This is a genomic window from Clostridium sp. KNHs205 (genome assembly GCF_000702945.1).
Taxonomy (GTDB): domain Bacteria; phylum Bacillota; class Clostridia; order Lachnospirales; family Lachnospiraceae; genus Anaerocolumna.
Map to the genome: position 1 here is coordinate 4,206,436 of NZ_JNLE01000003.1, position 14,524 is coordinate 4,220,959.

Below are 14,524 nucleotides of genomic sequence, written 5' to 3' on the forward strand. Positions count from 1 at the left end.
TGGCACTGTGATAAATCAGAGTGCGAATGATATCTTCCAATCCTTCACATTACCACTCAGAAACGGCCTCTCTGTCCTCATTCTCTTGTATCCGAACCTCTGTATGTTTATCAAAGGCTGTAGGTGAAATGGCGATATCTCCTGTTAATATTATTGCTCTTTCAAGAGCAGTGCATTTAGCAAATGCCTGATGATTTATGGAAAGTACCTTTTTGGGTATTTTGACCAGTTTAAGACTGGCACAGCCGTAAAAGGTACGCTCATATATACGTTCAATCTGATTTGGCAATTGAAAATAGGCTAATGCTTCGCAGCCTGTAAATACTCCGCTTCCCATGTATTTCAGCGTATCAATATGGGGAAAGGCTGCTGTTTCCAGACGTTTGCAATATGCAAAGGCATAACTGTCAATCGTCACCACCTTACCTGTCAACAGGATTTTCTGCAGTTTAACACATCCCATAAATGCACCGGCCTCCACAATTTCAAGCATACTGTCAGCTCCAAATTCCACTGCTAAAAGACTTGAACAGCCAGCGAAAGTATACCTGTGAAGCTTAACAATTGCTGAAGGAAATACATTTGTGGATTTCTCTATACCGTCATGCATATAGGTAAACAGCAATTGTCTTAAGGAGCTGCACTCTGCAAAAGCTCCTTGTCCTATGCTTACAAGACCTGAGGTCAGACTTATGGTTTCCAGGGAACTACAGCCGGCAAAAGCATATGCACCGATTTTACCCAGCCGGCTTCCTTCTTTCAATATAACATGACGCAGCTTCTTGCAATTTTGAAATGCATGTGCCTGAATCTCCAAAACAGTATTGGGAATCTCAACTGAAACCAGCTGGTTACAGCCATAAAACATGCTTTTTTTAACAACTGTTACATATTCCGGAATTACGATACTTGTAAGTTTGCGATCAAATACAAAATCAAGAGATTTCTTTTCATTATAACGCCTGGCAGAGGGGAACTGAATTGGTGCTTGCTCTTCTTCATTTTTTTCTTCTTCTGCTTCAACCATTTTTAAGGCTTTTATTTTCCCAAGCTTTCCTTTTCGAATAAGGTTTATATCCCTGGCAAGGAACCTTTCGCTTAAAATTAAAGAACAGGCCCTCCTTAACCACTTAAGTACATATTTCATCAGTTTACCAAGGGCCTGAAACAGTAAATAAAACATACTGCCAGGTGTCTTTAAGCAATACATGATAATATATCCGAAATAATTCAGCCACAGGTAATTTGTTTTTGCCAGATGAATCATCCGCAAATAAAAAATCTGCATCATTTGTTTATTTACCAAAAAGAAATCCATATATTTATACAGAATCTTCTGACCGTCTCTGAAGTTATTTAAGTCATACAATTCTTCTTCAGGTGTTATGGAGCACTCACAAAGAGATACCGGTGTAATCATTACCTTATAATTCTTTATAAGCCTCAGCAGCATATCTCCATCGCAAAAGTTCTCAAATCCTCCGTCGAAACCACCTGCCTCCCTTACTGCCTGCGTCCGATATATTACCTGAGCTGACATTTTGGCAGGATTGTCAAGCACCCATTTATCGGAGTTAAAGGCAGTATTTCCAAGCAGTGGTTCCACTACTATGTGCTGCTTTCTTTTATCAATAAGTACACCATCACTGCAGGAAGCAGCTACGTTCCCATTACTTTTAAGCTGCTCTATTTGAAGCAAGGCTTTGGTAGAATCCCATGCATCGTTACTTCTTAGAAATGCAATATATTCCCCTTCTGCCTTATGAAGGATATAATTTCTTATCTCTGCCAGCGAAAGCAACTGATCCATTTGCAGATATTCCACACCAGCATATGCTGACAGATCTTCCTGTAAGCCAAGGCTGTATATACTATTGGGTTCATTGGCATCAACAACCAGAATTTTAATAGGTGTATATATTTGATTCAGAATACTGTTTAAAGCATGTAAGATACTAAGAGAAGTATTCCTTCTGGCTATGATCACAACATTCAATACTGCTTTTTCCAAACTTAAGACCATACCTTTCTCACAACCTGTTTCCTTTACCCAAACTTAAATTTCCTAATCTATATACTCCCGTATGATCCGGTGCCGAGAAGGTATTATCCAGCTTTATAACCTGTTCAGAACGAGGATCATATACACTTAATCCCAGAACATAGGTATTCTGATCCCATTCCTCAGCAGAAAGTATACTTGTAAACTCTACTTTTTCATTCGGCATCCACCTGCTGGTATCTGTATCAACCGGATACTCATAAACCTTCGTGTAGGAGGCAGTTCGAACAATTATTTTTACATCAAATCTGTGATAACAGGGAGCAAATCCCAGGTTACGAATTTTTATGGTTACCTTCAGGCTGCTGCTCTTATCAGCTGACAGGGAAACATTTACTTCCTCTATGCTGAACCTGTACCCAATATGAGCTTCAATAAATTCATAAGCCGACTTCTTCTTCCATAAGGCACCGTCAGATTCAGACAGACTTCTTTTCCATTTATCAAGGACTTTCTCATCATACTCACTATGCAGATAAGAAACTCTCATCTTTTTCAGAGTCTCTAACGCTGGCAGCACATCGTTATATGGACACTCATTGATAACCTCTCCCCCGTTAGGAACATATCTGTTAAGTTTGTATTGAAATTCAAGCTCATCGTCCCTTACCCATTTATCACCATATGTTTTGGACTCCAAAGCACTTATACTTCCATAAGTTCCGAAATCTGCATCCGATGCCATAATTCCATCATTGTAAAGAGAAAACCTGGCTTTTTGAATACCGGTAAAAGCTGTATCGCTGTCAAGTGGCTGATATGTCTGAAATATCATACGCCAGAAGCTGGGACAACGCAAAGCTATATAGGTTTTTTCACCGGAACATTCATAGAGCTGCTTTGCCAGGCGTGTCATATTCCTCTCACTAAGATAACGGGAACTGTGCATCTCCCCCCAGCTGCCTATAAAAAGTCCCTGCAATATATAGATGGAAGCTGTATAACTTATAAGAAGAGGTGAAAGCTGATCCATATGCCCAAGTATTACGGCGATATCTTTGGGTTCATTTAAAACGCCTTTTCCCTCAAGGTCATAAACAAAACGTACTATCATCTGCTTTTTGTGTTTACTGAAATGCTCAAAAATTCTCTTTATTATGTTTAATGCCTCATCTGACAATGATTCTTCATTATATGGAAGAAGATTTATTTCCACAAGGCACAACTGCTGGTTTATATCCGGAAGAACCTTCTCTATAGGAATCCCATCCGGCTGAAGCTGGTCACAGTCAGCTGTAAACCGATAAATTCTGTACATTCCGCAGTAGGGATTATACAGAGCTTCTGCCTTTTGTGTTCCAGGCAGAGGCATCCACTTAAATTTCTTTTCAACACCTTTTCTCAGCATAAGAAGTCCCTCATGACAATTTCTGTAATCCGCTTTTGATCCTTTTTACAACTGTCCAGATACTAAGCGGCATTATCATCATGTATATCATCTGTTTAAGCAGACCTGTATGCATACTTACACCTGCTGTTCTTTCATGCATAACAGATGCTGTCTCCTCAACCTTAAAGCCTAATAAGAGCATTTGAATAATCATATTGGCATCTGGGTAGAAATAATCGAAATTTCCATATTTCGAGTAATATGTAAATGTTCTCTTATTTAAACCCTGTAATCCTGACGTGGGGTCAGTAATTGTTTTACCGGTTAATTTTTTTATCAGCCAGGAAAACATACCGAGGGAGATTTTCTTAATCCCCGATATCTTAAAGGATTGGCTGCCTTCGACAAAACGGGAGCCAATAACGATATCCGGCAGGCTGCCCTCGGCATCCGGTGTCGTCAGGCATTGATAAATGTGGGCAATATTCGAGATATTATGCTGACCGTCTGCATCTATTTGTATGACATATTCATAACCTCGTCGGACGGCGTATTTATAACCTACCTGCAGGGCGGAACCATAACCAAGATTAAATACATGGGTAACTACAGAAACACTGTAGGTTTTGGCAATAAATCCGGTCTGGTCTTTGGAGGCGTCATTGACTACCAGGATATCTGCAAAACTTCTTATCTCCGGTTTACAAAGATTATTAAATAAAGCTGCCATATTTGCTTCTTCGTTAAATGCAGGAACAATTATCAATACTTTATTCATCTACTCTTCTCCTCGTTCATTATTGCAAGCATGAATTCCAGATCCTCAGGATAATCAAGCTGTTTCTCCAATACATGCTTTGCATATTCTTTCTGTAATTCAGGTTCCTTTAGGATTCTCTTAAGTTCACGCACCAGATTCTCTGCACTCAGTTCCACCAGGACACCGTCATATCCTGATTTAATCTGTTCCCGGTTACCGGTACAATCAGAAGCTACAATTGTCTTTCCCAGTATCTGCGCTTCTTCAATAGCAATACTCTTTCCTTCAAAACGGGTGGCATGTACATAGATATCCGCCTGTTTCATATATGGGTATGGATTATCTCTGGCTCCCATCAGGATAAAGTATTCCTCGACACCATACTTCTTAGTCAGCAGCTCCAGATTTCTTCTTTCTGCTCCTTCTCCGATTACATACCAGCGTATATTATATCCAGCTTTTCTAAGCTTTGCCAATACTTCAATAGCAATATCATAGCCCTTCTGATAATGAAGTCGGCCAACTGTCACAAATCGTATTCCCTGAAAGCCATCCGTAAAACCTGTTCCTGTAACTGCCTTATTCCGGATGTTTTCCTGATCTAACAGATTTCGAAATAACCTTACTTTCTTTCTGTACTGGGGATAAACACTACAGAACTTTTCACCCACTTCATTGGATACAACAAATATATTATCCATCCGGCCATAACAATCTTTATCCATAAAAGGCGTATAACCGGCTTTCTGATAATCGATATGAATAAATGCTGCCTTATGTTTCGCTTTGACCTTATCGGCCAGGTAATATACCGCAGCACCTTCAATATAAGCCACTGCCAGATCATATTCACCTTCCGAGGCTGCCCTGCCGTCTGCCAGAAGTCTCCACAACAGCTTGTCATACTGAAGCTTTCTCCCGGAAGCCTTCTGTTCTCTTATATTTTTTATCATATATCCCATTAACTTAAATCCGGTGAATTTATAGAAAAAAGAAAATAGTATTTCTCTGACAATTGTACTATGACCGGTAACGGAATTCAAAGAACCGGTATTAACCTCTTTATTAATGATTCTTACATTCTCAGGTACTTTTGCAAACAGTTCACCGCAGGGAATGACTGCATAGAGGGATAAGTCATACCTTTTTAAGGAGTCCAGCTTTTTTAACAGTTCAATAAGTGCTGTCTCGGCTCCGGCACGTCCCATGGTATTAATGACAAACAAGAGTTTTTTCTTCATGTCAAATGATTCTCCCCAGTGGATTTTTCATTGTTACCAGGTATCTCCTTCATCAGTATGTCTTTTAAATGACTGTTTTCCTCATTCAGCAGTGAGACCTGCATGGCAAGCTCCTGAACTCTTGCGGATAATTCCGCATTGGTTCTGTAACAGCTGAAGATTCCATAGGTTGCAAGGATAATAGCTATGGCAAATATAATGGATGGCGGGTATTCTACTGAAAAGCTGTCCGATATGAAATAGACCAGCTGAGGAAATAACCCAAATAAAATTATGATTAACCCTCCCATAATCCAGAATAGACTTTGACGTTCCGTCATCTTGCGGACTATATTGGCTTTTCTTGCCATATAAATCAGCGCTAAGCCTGATAAACAAATAAAAATCCGTAATAAAACTGACATATGATTCCTCCGTTGTCTTTATTATGCTTTTGTATATTAATACCTCTTTATAACTCTTGCTTTCTTATTACCATTGACAATTTAACTGTTAATTATTACATATTCCATGACAGTTATAGTTACAGCTGCAAAAACCATGTGTGTTTTATGAATGGAGCGAAGCCTGCTTATATAATTTACTTTACTTTTTTATAAGCATTATATACGACTGCATCGGGCATATCATCATATACCTGTCTTAAGACAGTACCCCGGCAGAAAACATGACTGTCCAGATTCTTCTCAATCCAACGCAGCCTGAAATAGGAAAACGTAAAAGCCAGAAAGGCAGCTGTGGTGAACCCAACGCCATACCAGAGAGCTGATAAATTAGTAGCTATAATAGAACCGGCCAGAGTAACCCCGGCAAAAATAGCTCCATTAAGAACGGCACCTTTTAAATCATCAAAATAATAAAGAAACAATAACTCTGAATACATGAGAAAAGATATGAAATAACCAACTGCCAGCTGCGGGTATATTTCCATGATCATTCCTGCAAAACCCATAATCGGTAGTATGACAATTGCAATTAGATAAACAATCACTGAAACAATAAACTGAATATGGGCAAGTGACAATAGCTGTGAGGAAAGCCCTCTGAACATCCTCTTTTTCGCCTTTTCAATGCTGTCTAATTTACCGCCGATAACCGCCTCTGTGTATTCCTTATACCTGTCATGAAAGTGCATCTCGACTCTGGATATAAACAATACGCTGGCAGAGATATTCGTGAACATGGCAAGGCAGGAGGCCATATCATAGGACTGATTGCAGATATAAGTGTTGCGTACCACCAGATTGGAAGGCGTTGTCCAAAACACAAAATTGTGAACAAAAAGTCCCAGGGTATACAAAAAGTTTGAAGCAATAAGCTGCCAGAACTTTCTGTAATACTGCAGCACTCCTTTGTAATTATGGCTGTTGGCCGGAAAATACCTCAGGACATTGGATAGTTCCAGAGCAGCAATCAGCAAAAATCCCATGGCAATCGCCAGTAACATACTGTAAGTAACAGAAAACTTAAGCAGAAATCTGAATATGACGGACAACAGAAAAGTAAGAACCATACAGCAGACGAAGTATAGGGTAATTTTCTTATACTGCTTTAAGATTGAATTATATACCATTGTAGAAAAAGTCAGGGTTAAACCCAAATATGCCATATAAGTGGTAAATACATAATAAATCTCCACCTGTCCCACCATTGCTTCATAAATATAAAAGGGAATTGCCAGCAGGGAGGAGAGGGTCAGATTAGACAGGGTTCCCACATAGATACACGGCCTTATATCCTCATACCGCTGCTCATAAATCCTGTCTGTCTGATATTTCGAAAGCACAGAGTTAAAAGGTGCCGAGGTTAATAGGGAGAAGATAAATATATAAAGGATACTGGTTGAAAAGGTCTCCCTTTCCAGATATCCCACCTCATCGAATCCCAATACCCTGTACATGGCAAACAGGCATCCAATGACTACCAGCATTGGAGCAATCGTATAGACAAAGCTAAAACCTATGCCATAAAGGGATGACGTCAGTGTATGTTTATCAAATATTTTATTTAGCTGAACACCAATACCTGCCATACTTGAATTACCTCTTTATTTAATTCTTAATTTTATAGTAATTTAATTTAACTCTGAAGAATAAAGGCCTCTTCCGTATAGGTGACACCACTCATTTCAGCCAGTGTCTTATATATTTTTTTGTAGTTTTCTTCCATATATACACTTCTATATTTAGCCATAAGGCGGTTATATCCGTTCTGTCCCATCTTTTTCGCTAACTCAGGATTATTGGCAAGCTTTAAGATTGCACTGGTGATCTCTGAAATGTTCATAATAGAAACAACGATTCCTGCATCACCAAAGGAATCCTTCTCCCCATAAATTAGACCATGGCAGTTTCCTACATTGGTAGCAATACAGGGCTTTTTAGCTGCAAACCCTTCCAGAATCGTTAAGGGCTGCCCCTCACTGATACTGGTCAGAATAGTCATGTCCATTTTTCCGATATAATCTGTTGTTTTAATACTACCGGTAAACACTATATTTTCTGCATTCAAAGCTCTCACCAGTTCATGACAGTCAGCAACATATTCTGCATCTTCATCATCGGGTCCCATAATCCACAATTTTAATCTTGGCTGCTTTTCATGGGCATAATAGAAGGCATTTATCATTGTCTTGACATCCTTTATAGGAGTTATGCGAAGGATAGCTCCTACATTTATAAAAGGGTCCTCTGATTCTTTTAGCGGTATATTCTCGAAATTCTTAACTTCTATTCCATTTGGTGTTATAAGAGCCTTATCTTCCGGACAGCCAAGCTCTATCTGCAGGGAATGTGCCTGTTCAAAAAGTGAAGTGACCAGATCTGCAAAATAATAGGCACACCTGGACATCTTGCGAAACTGCTCTATCCAGATAGTTTTATAGATTCCCTGCACCCATTTAGCTTTTATTATCTCTTCCTCCCGCTCTCTGGTATATATCCCATGTTCACTGATGAGCAGCCTGGCACCTGAATAAAGGGACAATGCCTTACTGCCAATGATACCTGCATATCCGGTAGATACACAATGATAGATATCCGCCTTGGGAGGCATACATTTCAGTGCAAAAAACAACGGAAGATAGATTGACCTCATAGTCCATAAAAAATCAGAAAAAGTAATATCAGAAAACCGAAGAGTATAATATTCCTTGGTTATTTCCAGGAACTGCGGACTCATTAACAGATGGTTGATGGAAATATTCTTGCGGTTGAACATATTAAATACAGTCATCCAGTCAATGTCTTTTCCAATAATCAGGCTCTTTAGCGCTTCTTCTTCCTTTTTCTTAAGCTTTACCGGTTTCTTACCATAATTATATTTACCTACCCAGTCCACATCCTGTAAATAAACTTCATGGACCTCTGTTAGATTGTCCGGCAGCTGATAGGCAAATTTACCGCTGATACTTCGGTCTGCTATAATTGTTATAAGATTGAATTCAATGTTGGGAAATAATTTAATAATACTGTGAATCCAACTGGATACACCACCAACAAGATAGGGATAACAGCCTTCGGCTATCAAACACACCTTCACTTAAGCCTGCACCTCCTTCCTGACATATTATTCTATTTCTGTTTTGGTGCTTTTCTTCTGACTGACGTCTATGGCTTTTGCGTTACCGCACTTATATATCGGCGTTTAGCAGTTATATATCACGCGGTATTTAGCAGTTATGAAGAGTGACCTGTTTCATTTTATTATAATTCGCTGTACTGAACACTTAATGAATTTCTTCTTAAAATTCGACATACCTAAATGATTTCCTACTGCGGATTACTGGGAATCGTTTTATTGTTTCCCGGTTTTTTCAGTAAATTTTCTTCGATCATATGAATCGTTACATCAGCTGCCTCAGCTTTGATCAGGTACGCTGTTCCGGAAATCGCCAGAGCAGTTGCGTTATCAACATGATCTATTCGCCTGTTGTTTGTTCGAAGAATAAAATAAGCTTCTTCCTCAAAATTATCTATTTGTATGGCAATATCATTCATATTGTATTCAAGTGTGTAATCCAAAGCCAGAAAACGCCTGACTCGGTTTTCCAGCTCACCGACTGTTACCATATCAAAAGCTTTGTAATCACTAAAATAAGTATTGCCTTTTGACCATTTTAAACTCAGATTATTCCATTCATCAGAGCTGTCCCTGGGATAAAAGACCCGTGTCATATCTACTTTCATATTACACATACCAAGTACATTTTCTATACTGCTCATCCGCAGGTCATCCTTGGTTTCATGCTCAAATCCGTTCAGATTGAATTTTACTGAGAGTACCTTATCTTTTAAAAATTCCAAGACACTGTCACCCTCCTCATAGTCAGACATCACAAGGCTTATATCCTTATAAAAATCACTTTTAAGATTATCCTTTAGTTCCTCCCTGCTAATGTCCGCGGAATAAAGCGCGGTAAAGACATAATCAGGCAGGCTGTTCTTGAAGAAATCTTCATTTTCTGCCATTATATCCTTTCTGTCACTTTCTGATACCTGCCCTAAGGAAAGTCCCATATTTCCGGGAAGTTTGCCGATTTCCCGAAGATAAAAATCAATATAGTCGTTCTTTGGTCCAAGCTCATCCAGGTAATCCAATTGAGTGGCAGCGAAAAAACTGTAAGAACCGCCATAGTTCTTTAATATCTGTACCACATTCGGCCACAGCAGATCTCTTGCGACTCCTTCGGAGTTTCTGCTGTAGAGCTGCTGCATCACCTCCTGATTCTCATTGGAAAAGTAAGGATAACTTATCAATGAAATGGTCTGGGCATTTACCACCGGATATACATAATAATCCCCCAGATGAGCCATAAAGCCGGTCAGTACACCAAGCATTGTCATTCCGTCAAAGATTTCAGAATTTACTGCACACACAAAGGATTTGCCGGTTGTTGTCCGCCATAGCAGCGGCGGTAAATTCTTATCTTCAATACCAAGCTCCTCCTGATCCTCTAAAATCCCGACAGAATAAACCTCATAGCCTGCTGCCAGAGAATAATAGGGGATATTTACTTCTGTATCATCCAGTTCACCAAAATAATCACCTTTTCGATAAATCCTTTCCTTATTAATCATAAAATCAGGAAATATCTTTATACCATCCGCTGTAACAGTACCCGAAATACTGTCCCTGATACCATAAAAAGCTGCCAGTCTTCTGTTAGCACTTAACAGCCGGTAATCAGGCAGTCTTGTAAAAATCATGGTCTTCCCCAATTCCGCATAAGAATACAGAGTATTGGTATCACTGGCTGTTATCTCATAATCGCCAAATAGCACCACTTCATACTCTGACATTTCAGTGGTATCCGGTAAGGTATAAAAGACCTTATACAAATATTTATTATATACGCACCACTGGATAAGCACCTTTGAAACCGTATCCTCTATCCCCCCTGACAGAATAGAGACCTGCAGTTTCTTATCCGGATTAAGTACTGCTCTGCCTTCTCCTGACAGTCCTGTATTTATAGAATCCATGTTCAGGGAATCAGCGGTTATCGTATCTCCGGCATTAATAGCAACCCGCTCTCCTGCCTGTGGATTGATGGAGGTATCTGACAGTAAATTAGATGATACACCGGCAAACATAAACATTCCAAATACCATTAACATTAATATAAAAATCGTAAAATAATTTCGCCTAGAAACCATTGTCCCTTTTCTTTCTACCTTATCCGTTCTTTCCGCCATATAAGCGGAACAGGTTCATTATTTCTTCATCTGCTATGATGCTCGTCTCTCTTAATTCATTCAGGCAAGTTAAGAAGGCGTTTCTGTTTTGCTGTTCAAAATACAGGTGTAAATAAGCCTTGTAGGTGTCCAGCATCCCCGGTCTGTATTTACCGGCTCTGGTGACCCATTTATCAGCCATATTATAATCTTTGACAGAAATAAAAAAATCAGTCATCCACAGATAATGAGCAGCAGTCATATACCAGAGGTTATGTGTAAAAAGATTCTCAGCAACATTGTCCATGATATAGATGTATGATTTTTGCTCAATATCATTCATGATCTTCATATTAAGAATTTCATGTATATAGTCAAGTGTAAGCAGATTCATTTCAACATCTTCCGGGTGCTTCTGCATTTGATCAATCATATTCTGAGCTGTGGAACGGCATTCCGACAGGGCATCCAGTATAATAGAAGCCGCATAGTGGGAGGTTTCCGTATCACTGCTGTTCATAGCAACTGCTATGCTGGAAACAGTCTTCTTTGCGTTGTTTCTCAAGGTATCAAGAAGCAGCCTTCGAAGGCTTGCCGTATCAGAAACAGCCATAGCATCCTGTATCGGCACGTAATTCATCTCGGTCTCACTGTCTGGCGGCAAAATAAGCTTCTCTCTGTTCTGGTTGAAGCTTATATCACTCATATCAACATTTTTCTTTCTGTTCAAGTACTTAAAGAGTTGACCAAGTACTATATATAAAAGACCAAAAAGCGGTACTATCAACAGAAACCAGGATAACATAAAAGCAGTGCTTTTCTGTCCCTTTTTTTGAAAGAAGGCCGCGATAAAAACGATAACCGCCAGGAAGGAGTTCCCTGCTAAAATTATCAGAACAGGCCAAAGTCCTGCTGTATTCATACTGTTCTCATAGCTCCTTTTCCAGATAGGTTTTAATATTCTTCTCTTCCAGACGTTTTCTTACATAGACTGATTCTGCCTCATTGGTATTTGTAAGAAGGATTGCCAGACTTCCGTCTGCCATTGCGCCAATATAATCCGTCTCTCTAAGCAGAGGTTTGATCGTACCGCTAAGCTCTTTCAGAGGTTTATTTCCGGGATGAACATAGAATTCACATAAATCAGCATAACCCTTCTTGGCAGCATGTCTGTAAATCTCCAGCATTTCGTGGTAAGCGGATTCCTGTAAAATAGCTGTATCCGGAATAAAACGTCGGTAAGCCAGAGCATCCAGGTAGTCGGCATCCCGTACGACCACAGAATAAACCAATGCTCCGACAATAGTAAGAAGATTCGCCTGATATAAGGTCATCTGTTCATAGGGAATCTCCCACAGGAATATAACAATTCTCATATTACCCTTTTCATCAAATAAGGCACTTGCCATCATTGGCAGATTACTGTCTAAAGTACGGTTTATATATACCTGTTTTTCCTTCAGAACATCAAAGATCACATGGTATGTTCCCATGGAAACTGATTTTCCCAGAGAACGGGCCTTCTCACTGGAGGCAGTAGCAAGACGGCAATAGGAGGTATTTGAAACCAGGTATATTGATACATTTGGTGTATTCATGATTTCTGACAGGGTATCCAAAGCGGCAAACAGCACCTCACCTGTAGCAGCCTTATCAAGTCTTGAGGTTATATCATAGATACGGCCAATACTTTCCGTACTGCTGATGATTTTTTCAGCATAATAGTTCTTGATCTTTATATTGCTGGAGTTAATTACGGTGATATCATTCAGCCGCTCTGACAGAAAATCTATCTGCTCGTTTTTATCGGCTTCCATATCCCGGAACTTGTCCTTTAGATGTCCCACTGTAAGCCCTACAACAAATATTTGCGCAATCCAGATATAAGTATTTATATCGATTAATAAGGAAAAGCCAGAGGTTGAATATAACTGCCGGTAACAATAACCTATAACACTGAGCAGCGAAGCTAAAATAGCCTGCTGCCTGCCATGAATCACTGCAAATAAAAGTACATAAAGTAAATAGAAATTAATTCCGCCAAAATAATCATTCCCTACAGATTGATTGTTCAGGATAAAAAAAGGTATAAAAAATACCAGGCTTTCTAAGAAAGGAAAAGCTTTTTTTAGTACCCTGAGTACACGATGCCCTAACCCCTTGCCCTGATATTTCTCATCACTATGCAAAAACAAATTCTTATGTCTGTTCATGTACATAATAATCTGTGGAATTATGTCCTTATAGCTGTTTCTGATTTCCAGCGGAAACTCTTCAAGAAATCTGCTGTTTGACAGAATAAGCCTGCTTTTAAGGCCAACTGTCTGATCTACAATATCTATCTGGTTCGACAGCTTTTCCTGTATTAGCCTGGCTACCATATCCTCCGTCACCTCTTCCAGGGAGGATATATGATAAATAACATGTTTTCTCTCTGGTGCCTTAGCCAGAAGATATAAACCTTCCACTGCATCCTTTACAAACAAAGCTGACAGCCCTTTCTTGGCATTTACCTGTAAGCGGCCTGAAACCAGAGCTTTAAGACACATCCCTGAATAAATATCCCTGCAGGCTTTACGGTCTGCCGGTATACCATACATACCTGCTAATCTGATTACACTTACTTCCATTTGCGTGGTCTGGTTAAAATGCATTGCCAGGTTCTCACCCTGTGATATTGTCATCCCTTTCACACTGTTGGGTGAAGTTTGTAAATCCTCCTTGATATCAATGATATATTCATCCTCAAAAACTTTTTCTGACGATATATATATGAAATGTCTTGTACCGAGCATTGCTGCGCTCATCAACAGGTTGCTGAGCCCTGTCACATAGTTTAAGGAGTCATCTACTGCACTCTCGTCTTCCCATTTATAATATGGATCATAGGCACCTGTAAAAAGAATAACATCCGGACGGCTGCTGTTTATAAGCGTTCTTACGCTGTCACTATCGTATTTAAACACATATTGTTCGAACACATGAGCAGGCTTAATAAGCTTTTTATTACAGATTAATGTATAAATACGCCAATTTTCTTTATAAAACTTATTTATCAGTTCGTTGGTAAATGAACCGTAACTTCCTACAATTAGGATGCTGCTCATATTAAAATTTCACTCCTGTAAAAGAATACTTCAATTTCATCCTGAACCTAACTATAATATAAATATTCTATGATTTCAAGCCTAATTGACTATTTACAAATACAATTTTTCATGATTTTTTAAGTTAAAAGTCTTTACTTATCATTTTATGTCGCATTAACCGGACATATGTTCCTTACCGAAAATATTTTTCAGGATTTTCCAAGCTTATTAGTTATCTTTTATCCGTAAATTAACATTACCACAAATATATAACATAAATTTACAGCTTCCTTCCAATGAAGTTTATGGAATTTTTTGTCTTTGGTTGACAAATATTATAACTTATTATAAGATTATAAAAGTAATC

At 39.0% G+C, this 14,524-nt stretch carries 10 protein-coding genes; all 10 read right to left on the bottom strand.

Annotated elements, in window-relative coordinates:
- Positions 1–49: 49 nt before the first annotated feature.
- Positions 50–2,023, bottom strand: coding sequence for a leucine-rich repeat protein (locus tag BR73_RS0117430; protein WP_033166581.1), 1,974 nt, complete (start codon positions 2,021–2,023; stop codon positions 50–52).
- A gap of 7 nt (positions 2,024–2,030) precedes the next feature.
- Positions 2,031–3,410 carry a DUF4832 domain-containing protein gene (locus BR73_RS0117435; RefSeq protein ID WP_033166582.1) on the bottom strand — a complete coding sequence of 460 codons (1,380 nt, stop codon included), beginning with the start codon at positions 3,408–3,410 and terminating at the stop codon, positions 2,031–2,033.
- A 10-nt stretch (positions 3,411–3,420) separates the two neighbouring features.
- Positions 3,421–4,170, bottom strand: a complete 750-nt coding sequence (locus tag BR73_RS0117440) for a glycosyltransferase family 2 protein (RefSeq protein ID WP_033166583.1) — start codon at positions 4,168–4,170, stop codon at positions 3,421–3,423.
- Entirely contained in the window at positions 4,167–5,393 is a 1,227-nt protein-coding gene (locus BR73_RS0117445) for a glycosyltransferase (protein WP_033166584.1), read from the bottom strand. The genes BR73_RS0117440 and BR73_RS0117445 overlap by 4 nt, the downstream gene beginning before the upstream one ends.
- Complete coding sequence (locus tag BR73_RS0117450) at positions 5,390–5,797, bottom strand: DUF2304 domain-containing protein (RefSeq protein ID WP_033166585.1); 408 nt, start codon at positions 5,795–5,797, stop codon at positions 5,390–5,392. The genes BR73_RS0117445 and BR73_RS0117450 overlap by 4 nt, the downstream gene beginning before the upstream one ends.
- A gap of 176 nt (positions 5,798–5,973) precedes the next feature.
- Complete coding sequence (gene pelG / locus BR73_RS0117455; RefSeq protein WP_033166586.1) at positions 5,974–7,425, bottom strand: exopolysaccharide Pel transporter PelG; 1,452 nt, start codon at positions 7,423–7,425, stop codon at positions 5,974–5,976.
- A gap of 47 nt (positions 7,426–7,472) precedes the next feature.
- The gene (pelF, locus tag BR73_RS0117460; RefSeq protein WP_033166587.1) at positions 7,473–8,933 is read right to left on the bottom strand and encodes a GT4 family glycosyltransferase PelF; all 1,461 of its coding nucleotides are present in this window, start codon (positions 8,931–8,933) and stop codon (positions 7,473–7,475) included.
- Positions 8,934–9,163: 230 nt separating this feature from the next.
- The gene (locus BR73_RS0117465; RefSeq protein WP_156034751.1) at positions 9,164–11,050 is read right to left on the bottom strand and encodes a DUF2194 domain-containing protein; all 1,887 of its coding nucleotides are present in this window, start codon (positions 11,048–11,050) and stop codon (positions 9,164–9,166) included.
- Positions 11,051–11,069: 19 nt separating this feature from the next.
- A complete protein-coding gene (locus BR73_RS0117470; RefSeq protein WP_033166589.1) occupies positions 11,070–11,990 on the bottom strand; it encodes a hypothetical protein in 921 nt (306 codons plus the stop codon).
- Between the two features lie 7 nt (positions 11,991–11,997).
- Positions 11,998–14,175 carry a sugar nucleotide-binding protein gene (locus tag BR73_RS0117475; protein WP_033166590.1) on the bottom strand — a complete coding sequence of 726 codons (2,178 nt, stop codon included), beginning with the start codon at positions 14,173–14,175 and terminating at the stop codon, positions 11,998–12,000.
- Positions 14,176–14,524 lie beyond the last annotated feature (349 nt).